Origin of the sequence: Azospirillum sp. TSO22-1, from assembly GCF_003116015.1 — a bacterium.
Taxonomy (GTDB): domain Bacteria; phylum Pseudomonadota; class Alphaproteobacteria; order Azospirillales; family Azospirillaceae; genus Azospirillum.
Window position 1 is genome coordinate 142,221 of record NZ_LGQZ01000079.1, and the last position, 18,980, is coordinate 161,200.

Consider the following 18,980-nt stretch of genomic DNA (forward strand, 5'->3'; position numbering starts at 1 on the left):
TTTCTGACCGGCAGCCTCAGCCCTTCCTTGCGGCCAGCGCGCGGGCGAAGGCGTCGGCCAGGGTGCCGTCCGCCGCCGGCTCCGGCTTCTTCGCCGGCTGCGGCTTCGGGGCCGGACGGCCACCCTGCGGTTTCGCCGGCGGCGGTCCGCGCCGCTCCTCCCGCGGCCCCTGCTGCGGCGCCGGCCGGGCCGCCGGCTCGCCGAGGCGCATCGTCAGGCCGATGCGCTTGCGCGGGATGTCCACCTCCTGGACCTTCACCTTCACGATGTCGCCGGCCTTCACCACCGCGTGCGGGTCCTTCACGAACGTGTTGGCGAGCTGCGAGATGTGCACCAGACCGTCCTGGTGCACGCCGACGTCGACGAAGGCGCCGAAGGCCGTGACGTTGGTCACCACCCCCTCCAGCACCATGCCGGGCTGAAGGTCCTTCAGCTCGTTGACGCCCTCCTTGAACTCGGCGGTCTTGAACTCGGGGCGGGGGTCGCGGCCGGGCTTCTCAAGCTCCTTGAGGATATCCTCCACCGTCGGCACGCCGAAGCGCTCGTCGGTGAACGCCTCCGGGCTGAGCGAGCGCAGGAAGCGCGCGTCGCCGATCACCGAGCCCAACTCGCGGCCGCTCGTCTTCAGGATGCGCTGCACCACCGGGTAGGCCTCGGGGTGCACCGAGGAGGCGTCGAGCGGCGTCTCGCCGCCCTGGATGCGCAGGAAGCCGGCCGCCTGCTCGAAGGTCTTCGGCCCGAGCCGCGGCACCTCCAGCAACTGCTTGCGCGAGCGGAAGGCGCCGTTGGCGTCGCGATACTCGACGATGTTGCGGGCGATGGTCTCGTTGAGGCCGGAGACGCGGGTCAGCAGCGGGATCGACGCGGTGTTGAGATCGACGCCCACCGCGTTCACGCAGTCCTCGACCACCGCGTCCAGCGACTTCGCCAGCTTCTGCGGCGCCACGTCGTGCTGGTACTGGCCGACGCCGATGGACTTCGGCTCGATCTTCACCAGCTCGGCCAGCGGGTCCTGCAGGCGGCGGGCGATGGACACCGCGCCGCGCAAGCTGACGTCCAGCTGCGGGAACTCCAGCGCCGCCGTCTCGGAGGCGGAGTAGACCGAGGCGCCGGCCTCCGACACCATGATCTTGGAGAGCTTCAGCTCCGGGTGCCGCTTGAACAGGTCGGCGACCAGCTTGTCGGTCTCGCGGGACGCGGTGCCGTTGCCGATGGCGACCAGTTCCGCCTTGTGGCGCACCGCCAGCGCGGCGATGGCGGCGATGGAGCCGTCCCAGTCGTTCCTCGGCTGGTGCGGGTAGATGGTGGTGGTCTCCACCAGCTTGCCGGTGGCGTCCACCACGGCGACCTTCACGCCGGTGCGGATGCCGGGGTCGAGGCCGATGGTGGCGCGCATGCCGGCCGGGGCGGCCAGCAGCAGGTCGTGCAGGTTGCGGGCGAAGACGCGGATCGCCTCGTCCTCGGCCTTCTCGCGCAAGGACCCCATCAGGTCGGTCTCGATGTGCGGGCCGATCTTGAGCTTCCAGGTCCAGCGCACCACGTCGGACAGCCACTTGTCCGCGGGACGGCCCTGGTCGTGGATGCCGGTGTGGGCGGAGATCGTGCGCTCGGCCGGGTGCTTCTCGCCCTCCGGCACCTCCAGGTCGAGGCTCAGGTCGAGCACGCCCTGCGCCCGGCCGCGGAACAGCGCCAGCGCGCGGTGCGACGGCACCTTGGCCCAGGGCTCGTCGAAGTCGAAATAGTCGGAGAACTTGGCGCCCTCGGCCCGCTTCTCCTCGATGACCTTGGACGAGACCTTGCCCTTCTCGGCCATCGTGGTGCGCAGCCTGCCGACCAGTTCGGCGTCCTCGCCGAAGCGTTCGACCAGGATGTGGCGGGCGCCGTCCAGCGCGGCCTTGGCGTCGGCGACGCCCTTGTCCGTGTCGATGAAGGCGGCGGCCTCGGCCTCCGGGGCCTTGGACGGATCGCCGAGCAGGAGGTCGGCGAGCGGCTCCAGGCCGGCCTCGCGGGCGATCTGCGCCTTGGTGCGGCGCTTGGTCTTGTAGGGGAGGTAGAGGTCCTCCAGGCGGGTCTTGGTGTCCGCCTGTTTGATCTGCCGCTCCAACTCGGGCATCAGCTTGCCCTGCTCGGCGATGGAGGCGAGGATCGTCTTGCGCCGGTCCTCCAGCTCGCGCAGATAGCCGAGGCGTTCTTCCAAGTTGCGGAGCTGTGTGTCGTCGAGGCCGCCGGTGGCCTCCTTGCGGTAGCGCGCGATGAAGGGGACGGTGGAGCCTTCGTCCAACAGCGCGACGGCGGCGGCGACCTGGGCTTCGCGGACCTGGAGTTCATCGGCGATGCGCTGGCTGATCGGGAGCATGGCGGGTCGTGACCGTGGTGGAACCGAGGGAGGCTCCTATACCCCCGTCCGCCCCCGCCGCGCCACTGGCGAGATGGCAGAGCCCGGGGCGGGCGCCGAATGGAACGCTGTGGAACACCGTGAAACACTGTGCGCCGCGTGTTCAGTACGCCACCCGGCGCGGGGTGTTTCTAGGTATACAATCCTAGAACAAGCCGCGGCGTTTGGCAAGAAGGCGGTTCAGGGCAATCGCTTGGAGGACGACACATTTCCTATTCAGCGACATGTCCGCTTGCCGTGATGCAAAAATCATAAATTGATTCAATACATTGCCGTCATCCCCGCGAAGGCGGGGATCCATAATTCTCAAAGCGGTTGGTGGTGGAACGTATGGATCCCCGCCTTCGCGGGGATGAGGGTAAGTCGGGCTTTTCTGCGCTCAGCCCAACCTGCGAATCGTCTTCAAAACGCCAACCCGAACGCCTCGGCGAAGCCGCGCCTTCCGGCTTCCGTGACGGCGACGGCCCGGCTGTCGCGCACCGGCTCGATCCAGCCCAACTCGAAGCAGCGCGCGCACAGCGCGGCGCCCAGCCGGCCGGCCAGATGCGGCCGGCGCTCGCTCCAGTCCAGGCAGGTGCGGCACAATGGGCGCCCGCTGCGCGCGGCGGCCAGATCGATTCCGAGGGCGCCGGAGAGGAAGCGTCCTCCCGCTTCGGTGAGGCTGCCGGCGCCGTCGGCGATGACCACATGGCCGCGCGCCTGCAACGCGTCCGCCAGCCCGACGCCGAGCCGGCCGGCGAGGTGGTCGTAGCAGGTGCGCGCCGCGCGCAACGCCTCGTCGCGCGGCCCCGTCGGACGGTGGCGCGGCGGGCCGGAGGCCGCGACCGCCATCAGCGCCTCCAGCGCGTGCGCCACCTCCGGCCCGGCGAGGCGGTGGTAGCGGTGGCGGCCCTGCCGCTCCTCGGCGACGAGGCCGGCTTGGCGCAGCCGGGCGAGATGGCCGCTGGTGGTTGGTGCGCTCACGCCGGCATGCCACGCCAGCTCGCCGGCGGTGAGCGCCCGGCCGTCCATCAGCGCCGCCAGGATGTTCGCCCGCGCGGTGTCGCCGATCGCCGCGGCGACCTCGGCCAGCGTGGTGCCCGAGACCATGGTGTTCATGACGGCCAGCATAGCCGCGGGCGCCGGTCCGGTCACGCCGCGACGCTTCGGCCGCGGCCGAAGCGTTCCGCCGCGACAGGAGCGGAATGCCGTGGCAGGTTTCCCGGCGACACGACAAAGGGCAGGGCGATGGCGGAGCGGGGTACGGGAAGCGGCGGTCTGACCAGAGAACTGGCGCTGCTGGGAGTGCTGGCGGTGCTATGGGGCGCCTCCTACACCTTCATCCGGGTCGGGGTGACGACCATCCCGCCGGTGACCTTCATCGCCGGGCGGACGCTGGTCGCCGGGCTGGTGCTGCTGGCGGTGCTGCGGCTGCGCGGCGTGCGGCTGCCGCGCGACCGCGCCACCTGGGGGCAGTTCCTCATCCAGGCGGGGCTGAACAGCGTGCTGCCGTTCACGCTGATCGCCTGGGCGGAACTGCGGGTCGAGGCGAGCCTCGCCGTCATCCTCAACGCGACGACGCCGGTGTTCACCTTCCTGCTGACCTGGGGCCTGACCCGGCACGAGGCGGTGAGCGGGCGCAAGCTGCTGGGCGTCGCCGCCGGGCTGGCGGGGACCGGGCTGATCGTCGGGGTGCGGGCGCTGGACGGGCTGGGCGTCGATCTGCTGGCGCAACTCGCCATCGTCGCCGCCACCGTGGCCTACGCCGGGGCGGCGATCTTCGGCACGCGATTCAAGCACCTGGACTCCATGGTGCCGGCCGCCGGATCGCTGCTCTGCGGCACCGTCGTGCTGATTCCGGTCAGCCTCGCGGTGGACCGGCCGTGGACGCTGGCGCCGTCGGCGGACTCCCTGCTGGCGCTGGGCGGGCTGGCGGTGTTCTCCACGGCGCTGGCGTTCGTCATCTATTTCCGGCTGTTCCGCACGCTGGGCTCGGTCGGCGCCACGGCGCAGGCGTACCTGCGCGTGCCGATCGGCGTCGCCATCGGGGGCGCCGTCCTCGGCGAGGGCTTGCCGCCGACGGCGTGGGCGGGCCTGCTGTGCGTGGTGGCCGGCGTCGCCGCCATGACGCTGCCCGCCGGCGCGTTCACCCGCCGGGCGGCGCGCCCGGCCTGACACTGGGGAGGGAGGTCCCATGATCGCCGTGATCTTCGAAGTCTGGCCGGCCGAGGACGGCCGCGCCGAGTACCTGGACATCGCCGCCCGGCTGCGGCCGGAGCTGGAACGCATCGACGGCTTCGTCTCGGTGGAGCGGTTCCAGAGCCTGACCGATCCGGCCAAGGTGCTGTCGCTGTCCTTCTGGCGCGACGAGGACGCCGTGACGGCGTGGCGGAGCAAGGCCGAGCACCGCGTGGCGCAGGCGCGCGGGCGGGGCGAACTGTTCCGCGACTACCGCCTGCGGGTCGCCGCGGTGCTGCGCGACTACGGCATGACGGAACGGGCGGAGGCGCCGGCCGATCTGCGCTGATCCATGGGCGCTGACGGCACGGTTCGGAGTCGCCGGCTGTGACAGAAACAGGGTTAAGAATTTTGGTTAATATCTTTACCTTGCCTTAACCAAACCCGCGTAGAACGGTCTTCAGCAACTTGGTTGCGTTTCCTCCCGAACCAAACCTCAGGCTCCCGACGCAAGTCCGGGAGCCTTTCTTTTTTGCGCGCGTTTTCAAGGGTTCCGCGCTCCCTCCGGACCGTCATCCCCGCGAAGGCGAGGATCCATACGTTCCACAACTGCACGTCATGGGGCTTATGGATCCCCGCCTTCGCGGGGATGACGGCTAAAAAAGTGCTCCAACTGTGAACGAACGCTGGATGCGCCGTGAACAGGGCAGGCCAAGGGGCAGGAACAGCCGCTCCGCCTTTCTCCCGGCAGCAACACCGCGGCAAATTGCCGAGCCACAGTTTTTCCCCTTGCAACGAGTGGGGGGAAAGATCCTTACTAAGTGCGTACTCCTTTCATAGGTCCGCGGCTTTGGCTTTCGTGGTCTCGGCAATTGTCGGTCTCCTGCTGCTGGCGGCGGTGGGGGTGGCGGCGTCCCGTATTCCGTTCGCACGCGGGATCGTCTATGGCGGCACCGGGGCGCTGTGCACGCTGCTGGCGCTGTGGTCGGTGCTGTCGCTGGCCGGCGGCGCCGGGACCGAGGCGCTGGCGCTGCCGCTCGGGCTGCCGTGGATGACGGCGCACGTGCGCGCCGACGCGCTGTCGGCGGTGTTCCTGCTGGTCGTCAACCTGACCGGCGCCACCGCCAGCCTGTTCGGCTGGGGCTACGAGCGGGCGCACCACGACGCCCGGAGCGGGCCGGTGCTGCCGCTCTACCCGCTGTTCATCGCCGGGATGAACGCGGTGCTGATCGCCGACGACGCCTTCGGCTTCCTGGTGGCGTGGGAGTTCATGTCGCTGGCCTCCTGGCTGCTGGTGCTGTCCACCCACCGCGACCCCGACACGCCGCGCGCTGCCCGCATCTACCTGATCATGGCCAGCTTCGGCACCGCCTGCCTGCTGCTGGCCTTCGGGCTGCTGGCCGGGGCGCACGGCGACTACCGCTTCGACGCCATCCGCAGCCACGCGCCGGAGGGATGGGCGGCGACGCTGGGCGTGCTGCTGGTGCTGGTCGGGGCGGGGTCGAAGGCCGGGCTGGTGCCGCTGCACGTCTGGCTGCCGCTGGCGCACCCGGCGGCGCCCAGCCACGTCTCGGCGCTGATGTCCGGCGTGATGACCAAGGTGGCGGTCTACGCCATCACCCGCGTGCTGTTCGACCTGATCGGCGAGCCGCTGTGGTGGTGGGGCGGCGTGATGCTGGTGCTGGGCGCCGTCACCGCCATCATGGGCGTGCTGTACGCCATGCTGCAGGACGACCTGAAGCGCCTGCTCGCCTACTCCACGGTGGAGAACATCGGGGTGATCGTCGCGGCGCTGGGCATGGCGCTGGTGTTCAAGGCGGCGCACGTGCCGGTGATCGCGGCGCTGGCGATGTCGGCGGCGCTGCTGCACGTCATCAACCACTCGCTGTTCAAGAGCCTGCTGTTCTACGGCTCCGGCGCCGTGCTGAGCGCGGTGCACAGCCGCGACCTCGGGCGCATGGGCGGGCTGATCCACCGCATGCCGGTGACGGCGGTGTTCGTGCTGGTCGGCGCCGCGGCGATTTCGGCGCTGCCGCCGCTCAACGGCTTCGTCGGCGAGTGGCTGCTGTTCCAGGCCATCCTCAACGGGCCGGCGCTGCCGCAATGGTCGCTGAAGATCCTCATCGCGGTGATCGGCGCGGCGCTGGCGCTGGCGGCGGCGCTGGCGGCGGCGTGCTTCGTGCGGATGTACGGCACCGCCTTCCTCGGCCGCCCCAGGGGCAGGGAAGCCGAGGAGGCGCGCGAGGTGAATGCGGCCATGCGGCTGGGCATGGCGGTGCCGGCGGTGCTGTGCGTGCTGCTCGGCGTGCTGCCGACGCCGCTGCTGCGCCTGTTCGAGCCGGCGACGCGGCTGATGGTGGACGCCGGGCCGTTCGACGACCGCGCCTACCAGCCCTGGTTCTGGCTGGCGCCGACCTCGGCCATCGGCAACTCGTACAACGGGCTGGTCATGGCGCTGGTGATCGGCGTGCTGTCGATGGTGCTGGTGGTGGCGATCCACCGCTGGGCCTCGGCCAAGGTGCGCCGCTCCATCCCCTGGGGCTGCGGCTACGACGGGCTCGACCCGCTGGCGGTGACGCAGTACACGGCGTCCAGCTTCGGCCAGCCGATCCGCCGTGCCTTCGGATCCACGGTGTTCCGCGCCCGCGACCACGTCGACATGCCGCAGCCGGGCGACACGCGGCCCGCGCGCTTCCACGTCACCTGGACCGACCCGGCGTGGCACGCGATCTTCACGCCGCTGGTCCGGCTGGTGGCGCGCCTGGCCGACCTGGTGAACCGTCTGCAATTCCTGACGATCCGCCGCTACCTGATGCTGATGTTCTTCGCGCTGGTGGTGCTGCTGGTCATGGTGGCGGTGACGCAGCGATGACCCTCCTGACCTCCGTGTTCCTGCAGATCGTGCAGATGCTCGTGGTGCTGGCGCTGGCGCCGGGGCTGACCGGGTTCGTGCGCTGGGTGAAGGCGCGGCTGCTGGCGCGGCGCGGGCCGTCGATCCTGCAGCCCTACCGCGACATCCTGCGCCTGCTGAAGAAGGAGGCGGTGCTGGCGCACAACGCCTCCTGGCTGTTCCGCACCACGCCGTACATCATGTTCACGGCGATCTGGCTGGCGGCGGGGCTGATCCCGACCTTCTCGACGCAGTTGGCGCTGGCGCCGACGGCGGACCTGATCGCGCTGATCGCGCTCTTGGGCTCGGCGCGGTTCTTCCTGGCGCTGGCCGGCATGGATGTGGGCACAAGTTTCGGCGGCATCGGCTCGTCGCGCGAGATGATGATCGCGGCGCTGGCCGAGCCGGCCATGCTGATGGTGGTGTTCTCGGTGGCGATCCTGGTGCGCAGCACCTCGCTGGCGGAGATCGCCGACTTCATGATGTCGGGCGCGGTGGGCTTACGCATCTCGCTGGCGCTGGCGCTGATCTCGCTGGTCATGGTCGCCATCGCCGAGAACGCCCGCATCCCGGTGGACAACCCGGCCACGCACCTGGAGCTGACCATGGTGCACGAGGCCATGGTGCTGGAGTACTCCGGCCGCCACCTGGCGCTGATCGAGGGCGCCAGCATGCTGAAGCTGCTGCTCTACGCCGCGCTGATCGGCTGCGTCTTCGCGCCGTGGGGCATGGCCGGGCCGGGCGCCGACAGCGCGGCGGTGATCCGCGGGCTGGCGACCTTCGTGCTGAAGCTGGGCGTGGCCGGCGTGCTGCTGGCGGTGTTCGAGACCTCCATCGCCAAGATGCGCGTCTTCCGCGTCGGCGAGTTCCTCGGCGGCGCGCTGCTGCTCAGCCTGCTCGGCGCGATCTTCCTCTACGTGTCGCGGGGGGTGTGATGCACGATCTTGGGTACGATGCCGCGCACCTGCTGGGGGCCGTCGTGCTGCTGATGAGCTTCGCGCTGCTCTACCAGCGCCGGCTGTTCGCGCTGCTGCACGTCTTCACCGCGCAGGCGCTGGCGCTGTCCGCCGCCGCCGCGTGGCAGGGCTACATCCAGCACGCGCCGCACCTCTACGTCACGGCGCTGCTGACGCTGGGCCTGAAGGCCATCGTCATGCCGGTGGCGCTGCACCGGATCGTCGTCAAGCTGAACATCCACCGCACCATCGAGCCGGCGCTGTCGGTCGGCCTGACCATGCTGGCCGGCGTGTCGCTGGTGACGCTGTCGATCCTGCTGGTGATGCCGGTCACCGAGAGCGCCTCGGCGCTGACCCGCGAGGATCTGGCGCTGTCGCTGTCCGTCGTGCTGCTGGGGCTGCTGATGATGATCACGCGGCGCAACGCGGTCAGTCAGGTGGTCGGCTTCATGTCCATCGAGAACGGGCTGATCCTCGCCGCCGTCGGCGTCGCCGGCATGCCGCTCATCGTCGAGATGTCCATCGCCTTTTCGGTGATGGTGGCCTTCATCGTCTTCGGCATCTTCCTGTTCCACATCCGCGAGCGCTTCGACACGCTGGACATGCAGAAGATCGAGTCCTTCCGGGGGGAAAGCCATTGAGCCCGATCTACGGCATCGTGGCATTGCCGCTGCTGGCCGGCGGGGTCCTGGCGCTGGTGCCCGGCTACCGGCTGGGGGCGTGGCTCAACGTGGCGGCGTCGGGGCTGACGCTGCTGCTGTCGCTGCTGCTGTTCGCGCGGGAACCGGGCGCGGATGCGCTGTTCGTGGTGGACGCCTTCAACATCTATCTCGTGGTGCTGACCTGCTTCGTCGGCTTCACCACCTCGATCTTCTCGGCCACCTACATCGGCCACGAGATCGCGGTGGGCAAGCTGAAGCCGCTCAACCTGCGCTTCTACCACGCCATGTATCAGGCGTTCATGTTCACCATGCTGCTGGCGCTCAGCGCCAACAACCTGGGCGTCATGTGGGTGGCGGTGGAGGGGGCGACGCTGACCACCGTGCTGATGGTCAGCCTGTACCGCACCGCCGAGAGCATCGAGGCGGCCTGGAAGTACTTCATCCTGTGCGGCGTCGGCATCGCGCTGGCACTGTTCGGCACCATCCTGATGTACCTCGCGGCGCAGCCGGTGATGGGGCCGGGCATGGCGGCGATGACCTGGACCGAGCTGATGCGGTTCGTCGCCAAGGTGGACCCGGCGATCCTCAACCTCGCCTTCGTCTTCCTGCTGGTCGGCTACGGCACCAAGGTGGGGCTGGCGCCGCTGCACGCGTGGCTGCCCGACGCGCACGCCGAGGGGCCGACGCCGATCTCCGCCGTGCTGTCGGGGCTGCTGCTGAACGTCGCGCTGTACGCGGTGCTGCGCTTCAAGATGCTGCTGGCGGCCAACGGGGCGGCGCTCAGCCCGGGGCCGCTGATGGTGACCATGGGGCTGGCGTCGCTGACGCTGGCCGGCTTCATGCTGTACCGGCGGCGCGACATCAAGCGCTTCTTCGCCTACAGCTCGATCGAGCACATGGGCATCATCACCTTCGCCTTCGGCATGGGCGGGCCGCTGGCCAACTTCGCCGGCCTGCTGCACATGGCCATGCACAGCCTGACCAAGTCGGCGATCTTCTACGCCGTCGGCCACGTCACCCAGGCCAAGGGCACGCAGGCCATCGACAAGATCCGCGGCCTGACCATCAGCCACCCGGCGCTGGGCTGGGGCCTGCTGGTCGGCGTGGTCGCCATCGCCGGCCTGCCGCCCTTCGGCATCTTCATGAGCGAGTTCCTGCTGATCACCTCCACCTTCGCCCGCGAGCCGCTGCTGGCGCTGCCGCTCACCGCCGGCGTGCTGCTGGCCTTCGGCGCGCTGGTGCTGCGCGTGCAGCAGCTGTGCTTCGGCGAGGCGGAGGGCGAGTCCCAGCCGATCCACGGCTCGCTGGTGCCGCTCTACGCGCATCTCGGGCTGGTGCTGGTGGCCGGCGTCTGGCTGCCGGGGCCGCTGGTGGCGTGGTTCCAGACCGTCGCGCATCTGTTGGGGTAACGGGCCATGTATTTCGGCGAGGATCCCCTGTTCGGGCTTCTGCGGCGCATCGGCAAGCCGGTCGCGGGGCACCGCCCCTGGCCGCGCTACGCCACCACGGCGGGCGGCTGGCGCACCATGATCGAGGCGCTGGGCGGCAACGGCTGGTCGCTGCTGGGGCTGTGGGCCGAGCCCGGCACGGTGCACGCGGCGATCCGCGAGGACATGGCCGGCGATCTCGCCGTCGTCTCGCTGGACTGCCCGGACGGCACGTTCCCCAGCCTGAGTGCCGCGCGCCCTGGCGCCATCCGGCTGGAGCGCGCCATCCAGGACCTGTTCGGCCTGACGGCGGAGCGGCTGACCGACGCGCGCCCGTGGCTCGACCACGACCGCTGGGGCGTGCGCCGGCCGCTGTCGGACAAGCCCGCCGCGCCGATGCCGAACCCGCCGCCCTACACCTTCCTGCCCGTCGAGGGCGAGGGGCTGCATCAGGTGCCGGTCGGCCCGGTGCACGCCGGCATCATCGAGCCCGGCCACTTCCGCTTCACCTGCAACGGCGAGACGGTGGTGCGGCTGGAGGAGCAGCTGGGCTGGGTGCACAAGGGCATCGAGGGGCTGATGCGCGGCAAGCCGGTCGAGGATGCGGCGAAGCTCGCCGCCCGGGTGTCCGGCGACAGCACGGTGGCCTACTCCCTGGCCTTCGCGCAGGCGGTGGAATCGGCGCTGGGCGTCGCGGTGCCGCCGCGCGCCGTGTGGCTGCGCGCGCTGATGGCGGAGCTGGAGCGCACCGCCAACCACCTGGGCGACATCGGCGCCGTCTGCAACGACGCCGCCTTCGCCTTCATGCTTGCGGAACTCAGCCGACTGCGCGAGCTGGTGGCGCGCACGGCGGACGCCTGCTTCGGCCACCGGCTGATGATGGACCGCGTGGTGCCCGGCGGCGTCGCCGTGGACATCAGCGAGGACGGCCCGGCGCGCCTGCTGGAACTGGTGGCGGAGCTGCGCCGCCGCTTCCCGCCGCTGGTGGCGATCTACGAGAACAAGGCCAGCCTGCAGGACCGCACGGTGGGCACTGGCGTCGTCTCGGGCAGCCTGGTCAACCGCTTCGGCGCCGGCGGGCACGTCGGGCGCGCCTCGGGGCGCGGGCTGGACGCACGGCGCACCCCGTCCTACGCGCCCTACGAGGACCTGGAGTTCGAGGTGCCGGTGCGCACCGAGGGCGACGTCAACGCCCGCGTCTGGATCCGCATCTGCGAGGTGGAGCAGAGCCTCGGCCTCGTCGAGCAGATCGTCAAGCGCATGCCCGGCGCGCCGCGCAACGAGAAGGGCGAGCGACCGCTGCCGCGCGTGCCGGTTGAGGGTCCCGGCGGCGAGGGCATGGCCCTGGTGGAGAGCTTCCGCGGCGAGATCCTGGTGTGGGTGCGGGTGAACCCGGACGGGACCATCGACCGCTGCCACCCGCGCGACCCGTCCTGGTTCCAGTGGCCGCTGCTGGAGGCGGCGATCGAGGGCAACATCGTGGCCGACTTCCCGCTCTGCAACAAGTCGTTCAACTGCTCCTACTCCGGGCACGACCTCTGATGCTGACGCACATCCTCAAGGCCCTGCGCGGCGGCCCGGTCACCGAAGATGCACCCCCGGCGTCGCGCGACGCGCTGGAGGAACTGGGCGCCAGGCTCCGAACGGCGACGCAGGCGCGGCTGGGCCGCAGCCTGTCGATCCGCGAGGTCGACGCCGGCTCGTGCAACGCGTGCGAGCTGGAGGTCCACGCGCTCAACAACCCGGTCTACGACCTGGAGCGCTTCGGCATCCGCTTCGTGGCGTCGCCACGCCACGCCGACGTGCTGCTGGTGACCGGCCCGGTGAGCAAGAACATGCGGGAAGCGCTCCACCGCACCTGGGACGCCACGCCGGACCCCAAGTGGGTGGTCGCCTGCGGCGCCTGCGCCATCGACGGCGGGCTGTTCAAGGACGGCTATGCGGTGACCGGCGGCGTGTCCGAGGTGGTGCCCGTCGACCTGCACATCCCCGGCTGCCCGCCGCGCCCGGTCGAGCTGCTGGCGGGGCTGCTGGCGCTGCTGGAGACCAGCGCGGGGAAATAAAACACCCCTCCCCCGCCGGAGGCGGGGGAGGGCTTCCATGGCTACCGTCCCATCAGCGTGCCCACCACCTGGGTGTGCCCCTGCTGGCGGCCGAGCGTGATGGCGGAGTTGCCCATCTGGTCGGTGCGGTTCGGGTTGGCGCCGGCGTCCACCAGCAGGCGGACCACCGCCTCGTTGCCGGCGTGCGCGGCGTACATCAGCGCCGTCCAGCCGTGGTTGGCCGCGCGGTCGACCGCCGCGCCGCGGGCCAGCAGGGCGCGCGCCACCCCGGCGTGGCCGCGCGCCGCCGCCGCCATCAGCGCGGTCTTGCCGTCGTCGTTGCCGGCGTTGACGTTGGCCCCGGCGTCGGCGAGCATCGCCACGATCTCGTCGCGTCCGTTCCACGCCGCGTACATGATCGCGGTGGCACCGTCGCGGGTGCGCAGGTTGGCGTTGGCGCCGCGCTCCAGCAGCTGGCGCGCCGCGTCGCGCAGCCCGGCCTCGGCGGCGAGCATCAGCGGCGTCTTGCCGTTCTCCAGGCGCTTGTTCGGGTCGTGGTGCCCGGCCGCCAGCGCGGCGCGCAGGGCCGCCGGCTGGCCGAGGATCGCCAGCGTCGCCTCCTGGTCGGCGAAGACGTCGGCGGCGTCGGAGGGCGACAGCTTGGCCGGCTCCGGCTTGGCCGCGGTGGTCTCGCCCTTGAGCTGGGCGCGCAGCGCCGGGTCGTCGGGGCTGACCGCCAGCGCGCGCTCCAGGTAGCGGCGCGCCTCGGAGCTGTTGCCGTCCTTCTCGGCGTAGGCCGCCCAGCGCCGGTAGGTGTCCACCATCGCCGCCACCAGCGCGGGGATTTCCGGAGAATCGGGCGCCAGCTCGCGGAGGCGCTGCACCGTTTCGTTGGCGTTGTCGCCCGGCGGGGTGGTCAGGCGCTTGCTGGCGATCTGGCGGCGCGCCTGCTCGACGAGAGCCTGGACGCGTTCGGTGGCGGCCTCGGCCGGCGCGGCGTTCTGCGGCGGGGCGCCCGGCGTCGGGGCCGGCGCCACGGCAACCGCGGGCGGCGCGGCGGGCGGCGGCGGGAGGTCGGGCAGCGGCACGGGCGCGATCTGGGGGGCCGTGGCCCACGGGATGGTCGGCGGCAGCGGCCCGGCATCGGGTGCCGATTCGGAGCGCGGCAGCGGCGGTACCAGCGGGGCCGGAGCCATCGGGGCGGGCGCCGGTGGTTCGGCAGCGGGCGGGCGGGGGTGCGGGCGCTCGCCGGCGGGAGATTGGACGGGTGGCGGCAGCGCAGCGACGCGCTCGCCGGTGTGCGGCTCGGCCAGAGGGAGATTGGTGGGCGGGAGAGTGGCTGGCGGGAGAGTGGCGGGCGCCAGGTCGGCCAGCGCCGGGTAGCGGCTGCGTTCGAGCGCCAGCGCGTCGCTGTTCTCGGCGCTCTCGCCGCCCGGCGGCCAGCCGAAGGTGTCGCGCGACCACGCGCCGACCGCCGCGCCGGCGTCGGTCCACAGCGCGTCCGCCTTGCCGCGCAGGTCGGCGGCGGTGCGGTCGAAGTCCATGTCCATGTCCTCGCCGAACGGCTGGACGGCGACCATCGCGCCGGCCCCGGCGACGGCGAGCGCCAGCGCCGCCACCGCCCACGCGCCGGCCCGGCCACGGCGCGGCGGCGCGACGCCGAGCGACGGCGGCACCGTCCACTCCGATGCGGGACGCGCCTCGGGCTCTGGGAGCGACTCGGCGACGGCGACGGGCGGGCGATGGGTGCGGGCGAAGCTGATCGGGGTGACCGCCGCGTCGTCGTGCTCCTGCGGCGCCGCCGAGGGCGGGGCGCCGCCGATCAGGCGGTAGATGACGCCGAGGTCGCGCACCGCCTGCTGCAGCGCCGGGCGGGACAGCAGGCGTTCCAGCTCCGGCGCGCCGGACAGCAGGATCTGCACGAAGCGGCCGCTCGCGGTCTCCGCCCGGGAGAGGTCGGCGAGGTCGGCCAGCGTCGCCGGGGCCAGCAGGTGGGCGTCGTCCACCGCCAGCAGGCCGCTGCCGGCGAGGTCGAGCTGGCTCTCAAGTTCGCCGACCAGCGCGTCGAAGTCGGCCTCCTCCCCGGCGGGCCGGATGCCGGCGGCGTCCGCGGCGGCGGCGACCAGATCCTCGACCTGCATGCCGTGCTGCGCCACCACCGGCAGCACCAGCGAGCCGTCGGCCGCCACCTGTCCGATGACGCGGGCGAACACGTCGGTACGCTCCGCCCCGGTGCCGCCGGCCAGCACCATCAGGCGCTTGCGGGCGAGCAGGGCGAGGAGAAGTCCGTCGTAAGCCTCCTGCTGGTCGGTGCGAAGGGAAGCGGCGCCGCGGCGCGGCGAGGGTTGCTGAGCGTGACGGTCCATGGAGCTGCGTCGGCCTGTGCAAATTCGAGACCCGACCTTGAGTCTAGTGACGGACTCGCCCTGTGCGACGGTGCAAACGGGCGGTCCCCACCCTCTTCCGGGGGAGCGGGGCACCACGGGAGGGCTGGCCGGACGCCGGGTGCGCGGTATAGGCTGCCGCCCCCGCACGCCCTCACCCCGAGCCCGTTCCATGCGCATCGGCATCGACCTCGGCGGCACTAAGATCGCCGCCGTCGCCCTCGACGACCAGGGGGTGGAACGCGCCCGCACCCGCGCCGGCACGCCGCGCGCCTACGACGCCACGCTGGCGGATCTCGCCGATGCGGTGGCGGAACTGGAGCGCGCCGCCGGGCCGGCGCGCGGCGTCGGCATCAGCCTGCCCGGCGTGGTCGATCCGGCGGCCGGGACGGTGCGGGCGGTCAACCTGCCGTGGCTCGACGGGCGGCCCTTCGCCGCCGACCTCGCGGCGCGCTGCGGGCGCTGCGTGCGCATCGCCAACGACGGCAACTGCTTCGCGCTGTCGGAGGCGGTGGACGGTGCCGCCGCCGGGTGCGACGTGGTGTTCGGCGTCATCCTCGGCACCGGCGTCGGCGGTGGGCTGGTGGCCGGCGGGCGCATCCTGGCCGGTGCCAACGCGCTGGCCGGGGAATGGGGGCACACGCCGCTGCCCTGGCGGAACGAGGCGGAGGACGGCCCGGCGGAGCCTTGCGGCTGCGGCCGGCCGGGCTGCGTCGAGACGCTGCTGTGCGGCGCCGGGCTCGCCCGGCTGCACCACCGCCACACCGGCGAGGCGCTGGACCCGCCGGAGATCGCCCGGCGCGCCGAAGCCGGCGACCCGGCGGCGCGCGCCACCCTGGATCGCCACGCCGACGCGCTGGCGCGGGCGCTGGCGGTGGTCGTGCATATCCTCGACCCCGACGCGGTGGTGATCGGCGGCGGGCTGTCGCACCTGCCGGGACTGGCCGGGGCGGCGTCGGCGAGGCTCGGCCGCTACACGCTGGCGCCGGCGCCGCGCACGCGGATCGTCCGGGCGCGGCATGGCGCCGAGAGCGGCATGCGCGGCGCCGCCTGGCTGTGGCCAAAAGACAACCGCTGATTGGCACGATGTTTGCGGGAAATGGGGCATCACACGGAAAGCGGTGCCCTATGATTCACGGAAATGGCGGATTCGAGCGCGTGGCCAAACTGAACGCGTCGCAGATTGCAAACCGAATTGCATATCGCGGTATGGAAAGCGCCAAGCCGCCACGCCGCCGGCTGGAGCAGGCCTGCGTGTTGCTTCAGGACGCCGTGGAGGAGCTGGAAGGGGTGCTGGATGCCTTGCCGTCGCCGCACGCCCACGGCGCGGACGAGGTGCACGAGGCCATCGGCACCATCATGGAGACGCTGCGTCTGCTGAACACTGCCTACAGCAGCCTGGAGACGCGCGACACGCTGCGGATCGTCCGCGGCGTGGAGTAAGAGCGGAGCCTGCCCCTCTCCCGCACCGCGGGGGAGGGGGCTCTTTGCGGACGGGATTCAGTCGCTGATCGTCTGCCAGAAGAAGAAGACCGCGGCGAGGGCCAGCAGGGCGATGTCCATGACGGGACTCCCAGGATTGTAAGGGTTGAAGCGGGTTCGGACGCTTCTATACGCCGGATCGCGCGGCGGGGGGAGCCCCCGATTCAGCACCGCTCCATTTTTCCGGCGACCCAGGTGGCCAGGGGACGCACGTCGTCGTCCAAGTGCACGAGGTCGGCCGCCAGACCCGGCAGGAGGCGGCCCCGGCGGTCGGCGATTCCCAGGAAGTCGGCGGGGTAGGCGGCGGCCATGCGCAGCGCCTCGTCCAGCGGAATGCCGATTCGCCGCACGCAGTTGCGCACCGCCGTCGCCATGTCGAGCGCCGAGCCGGCCAGGCGCCCGTCGGCGCTGACGCAGCGGCCGTCGCGCACCGTCACCGTCTCGCCGTACAGCTGGAAATCGCCGGGGGGCGCCCCGACCGGCGGCATGGCGTCGGTGACCAGGAACAGCGTGCCCGCCGGCTTGGCCGTCCAGGCGAGGCGCACCGCGGCGTCGTGCACGTGGTGACCGTCCACGATGATGCCGCACCGCACGCGGTCGTCGGTGAGCGCCGCGCCGACCGCGCCGGGCTCGCGGTGGCCGAGCGGGCTCATGGCGTTGTAGAGGTGGGTGACGCCGCTCACCCCGGACGCGATGCCGGCCTCCATCTGCTCCCAGGTCGCCGCGGTGTGGCCGGCGCAGACCCGGACGCCGCGCGCGGCAAGGTCGCGGATCACCTCGGAGGGCACCGTCTCCGGCGCCAGGGTGACCAGCGTGCGGCCGGGGCCGAGGCGCGTCATCAGCGCGAGGTCCACGTCGTCCGGCGGGGCGATGAAGCGGGCGTCGTGCACGCCGCGCCGGCCGGCGTCGATATGCGGACCCTCCAGATGGATGCCGAGCACCCCGGGCTCGCCCGCCGCCAGCGCCGCGGCGACGGCCTCCACCGCGCGGGCGCGCTTGTCGCGCGAATCGGTGATGAAAGTGGGCAGCAGCGCGGTGGTGCCGAAGCGGCGGTGCGCGGCGACGATGGCGCGGATGCCTTCGACGTCCGGCCGGTCGTTGAACAGCACGCCGCCGCCGCCGTTCACCTGCAGGTCGATGAAGCCGGGCGCCAGGATGCCGCCGCCCAGCGCATGGCGAGTCGCGCCGGCCGGCACCTCGGACCGCGGCACGACGCCGAGGATCGAGCCGCCGTCGATCAGCACCGCGGAGTCGGTCAGCACCGCGCTGCCGGTGTGGATCTGGGCGTCGAGCAGGGCGTCCACGGGGCGTCACCGTCCGTTCGGCATGGGTTGTCCGCCCAGCTAACCCGCTGCCTACGCATTCGGCAAGGCCGCAACGGTCAGACCGTTGGTATGGTAGGATTATTCCCTTTGTCAGGGCTTGCCGGCCGGCCAAGCTTATGGCAGAAAAAAGGCCGCTGAAGTTCAGCGGCCTGAGTTTTAGGGAGGAAACGCCCAAGAAGGGCGAAGCAGCAATCTCTTGCTGCGCTGCAAAAAATATCAAAAAACCCAGGTGTGGCAACACCGAAGCGCGGCCCCTTTTACGGGGCCGTCGCTTTTCGGGGTATGCTGTTGCTGCCGCGCCACAATTCGTGCGCGTTCCGGCGGCCGATCGGAAACATAATTACAGTGCTCAGTGTTGAAGTTGCCGTGAACCCAGGACACGGAGGCTTCCGCATGGGCGAGGCAAGGCCGACCCACCCCCACACGCCGCCGTCCGCCGGGCGGGGCTTCGCGGCGTTCCTGGAGGCGCTGGCCGGCCGGCGCCCGGCGCTGTTCCTCGACTACGACGGCACGCTGACGCCGATCGTCGACCGGCCGGAGCGCGCGCGGATCGACGACGCCACGCGCGCGGCGGTGGCGCGGCTGGCGGTGCTGTGCCCGCTGGCGGTGGTCAGCGGGCGCGACCTCGACGACGTGGCGGGGATGGTCGGGCTGGAGGAACTGGTCTACGCCGGCAGCCACGGCTTCGACATCCGCGGACCCGGCCTGCGCACGCAGATCGGCCTGGAGTACGCCCCGGCGCTGGAGCGCGCCGACGCGGCGTTGCGGCAGCGGCTGGCCGCCGTGCCGGGCGCGCTGGTCGAGCGCAAGCGCTTCGCCATCGCGGTGCACACGCGGCTGGTGGAACCCGCCGCCAAGCCGGCGGTCGCGGCGGCGGTGCTCGCCGCGGCGGCGGGAGAGGCGGACCTGCGCGTCACCGGCGGCAAGGAGATCCACGAGCTGCGCCCGAACCTGCCGTGGGACAAGGGGCGCGCGGTGCTTGCGCTGATCGACGCGCTGGGGCTGGGCAGCGCCGTGCCGGTCTACATCGGCGACGACGAGACCGACGAGGACGCCTTCCGCGCGCTCGCCGGGCGGGGCATCGGCATCCGGGTGATGGACCGGCCGGACGACACCGCGGCGGCGTGGAGCCTGGGCGATCCGGCCGAGGTGCGGGTGTTCCTGGAAAGGCTGGCGGGGGCGCTGGAGGGGCGGTGACGCGGCGCGAAATGCCGCAGCGGCGGGCGGGGAGGCGCGCGATACTGTCCGGCGGACCAGATG

General features: G+C 71.8%; 15 protein-coding genes. 11 read left to right on the forward strand and 4 right to left on the reverse strand.

Going from position 1 to position 18,980, the window contains the following annotated elements:
• Positions 1 to 16 precede the first annotated feature (16 nt).
• Both TSO221_RS21035 and TSO221_RS21040 read right to left on the reverse strand, forming a co-directional pair.
• Positions 17 to 2,356: a Tex family protein gene (locus TSO221_RS21035; RefSeq protein WP_109120477.1), complete on the reverse strand. Its 2,340-nt coding sequence runs from the start codon at positions 2,354 to 2,356 to the stop codon at positions 17 to 19.
• Between the two features lie 441 nt (positions 2,357 to 2,797).
• Positions 2,798 to 3,505 (reverse strand): helix-turn-helix transcriptional regulator, encoded by a 708-nt coding sequence (locus tag TSO221_RS21040; protein ID WP_199229554.1) that lies wholly within the window; start codon positions 3,503 to 3,505, stop codon positions 2,798 to 2,800.
• Positions 3,506 to 3,622: 117 nt separating this feature from the next.
• Here TSO221_RS21040 and TSO221_RS21045 point away from each other — a divergent pair, with 117 nt between their 5' ends.
• The 8 genes from TSO221_RS21045 (at position 3,623) to TSO221_RS21080 (ending at position 12,550) form a co-directional block, all read left to right on the forward strand.
• The gene (locus TSO221_RS21045; protein WP_109120478.1) at positions 3,623 to 4,549 is read left to right on the forward strand and encodes an EamA family transporter; all 927 of its coding nucleotides are present in this window, start codon (positions 3,623 to 3,625) and stop codon (positions 4,547 to 4,549) included.
• A gap of 19 nt (positions 4,550 to 4,568) precedes the next feature.
• Positions 4,569 to 4,901 (forward strand): antibiotic biosynthesis monooxygenase, encoded by a 333-nt coding sequence (locus tag TSO221_RS21050; RefSeq protein WP_109120479.1) that lies wholly within the window; start codon positions 4,569 to 4,571, stop codon positions 4,899 to 4,901.
• Positions 4,902 to 5,411: 510 nt separating this feature from the next.
• Positions 5,412 to 7,424, forward strand: coding sequence for a hydrogenase 4 subunit B (gene hyfB, locus TSO221_RS21055; RefSeq protein ID WP_247878161.1), 2,013 nt, complete (start codon positions 5,412 to 5,414; stop codon positions 7,422 to 7,424).
• Entirely contained in the window at positions 7,421 to 8,377 is a 957-nt protein-coding gene (locus tag TSO221_RS21060) for an NADH-quinone oxidoreductase subunit H (protein WP_109120481.1), read from the forward strand. The genes hyfB and TSO221_RS21060 overlap by 4 nt, the downstream gene beginning before the upstream one ends.
• Entirely contained in the window at positions 8,377 to 9,039 is a 663-nt protein-coding gene (locus TSO221_RS21065) for a hydrogenase-4 component E (RefSeq protein WP_109120482.1), read from the forward strand. Before TSO221_RS21060 ends, TSO221_RS21065 begins: the two co-directional genes overlap by 1 nt.
• Entirely contained in the window at positions 9,036 to 10,469 is a 1,434-nt protein-coding gene (locus TSO221_RS21070) for a hydrogenase 4 subunit F (protein WP_109120483.1), read from the forward strand. The genes TSO221_RS21065 and TSO221_RS21070 overlap by 4 nt, the downstream gene beginning before the upstream one ends.
• A 6-nt stretch (positions 10,470 to 10,475) precedes the next feature.
• Positions 10,476 to 12,029 carry a nickel-dependent hydrogenase large subunit gene (locus tag TSO221_RS21075; RefSeq protein WP_109120484.1) on the forward strand — a complete coding sequence of 518 codons (1,554 nt, stop codon included), beginning with the start codon at positions 10,476 to 10,478 and terminating at the stop codon, positions 12,027 to 12,029.
• A complete protein-coding gene (locus TSO221_RS21080; protein ID WP_109120485.1) occupies positions 12,029 to 12,550 on the forward strand; it encodes an NADH-quinone oxidoreductase subunit B family protein in 522 nt (173 codons plus the stop codon). Before TSO221_RS21075 ends, TSO221_RS21080 begins: the two co-directional genes overlap by 1 nt.
• A 41-nt stretch (positions 12,551 to 12,591) precedes the next feature.
• Here the strand turns inward: TSO221_RS21080 and TSO221_RS21085 are convergent, their stop codons facing one another.
• Positions 12,592 to 14,895 (reverse strand): ankyrin repeat domain-containing protein, encoded by a 2,304-nt coding sequence (locus TSO221_RS21085; protein ID WP_158284162.1) that lies wholly within the window; start codon positions 14,893 to 14,895, stop codon positions 12,592 to 12,594.
• A gap of 190 nt (positions 14,896 to 15,085) precedes the next feature.
• Between TSO221_RS21085 and TSO221_RS21090 the strand changes: the two genes are divergently transcribed.
• The gene (locus tag TSO221_RS21090; RefSeq protein WP_109120508.1) at positions 15,086 to 15,991 is read left to right on the forward strand and encodes an ROK family protein; all 906 of its coding nucleotides are present in this window, start codon (positions 15,086 to 15,088) and stop codon (positions 15,989 to 15,991) included.
• 131 nt (positions 15,992 to 16,122) lie between these two features.
• Positions 16,123 to 16,356 (forward strand): hypothetical protein, encoded by a 234-nt coding sequence (locus TSO221_RS21095; protein ID WP_109120487.1) that lies wholly within the window; start codon positions 16,123 to 16,125, stop codon positions 16,354 to 16,356.
• Positions 16,357 to 16,559: 203 nt separating this feature from the next.
• On the opposite strand, the gene nagA is transcribed toward TSO221_RS21095, so the two are convergent.
• Positions 16,560 to 17,699, reverse strand: a complete 1,140-nt coding sequence (gene nagA / locus TSO221_RS21100) for an N-acetylglucosamine-6-phosphate deacetylase (protein WP_109120488.1) — start codon at positions 17,697 to 17,699, stop codon at positions 16,560 to 16,562.
• Between the two features lie 414 nt (positions 17,700 to 18,113).
• Between nagA and otsB the strand changes: the two genes are divergently transcribed.
• Entirely contained in the window at positions 18,114 to 18,917 is an 804-nt protein-coding gene (gene otsB / locus TSO221_RS21105; RefSeq protein ID WP_109120489.1) for a trehalose-phosphatase, read from the forward strand.
• Positions 18,918 to 18,980 lie beyond the last annotated feature (63 nt).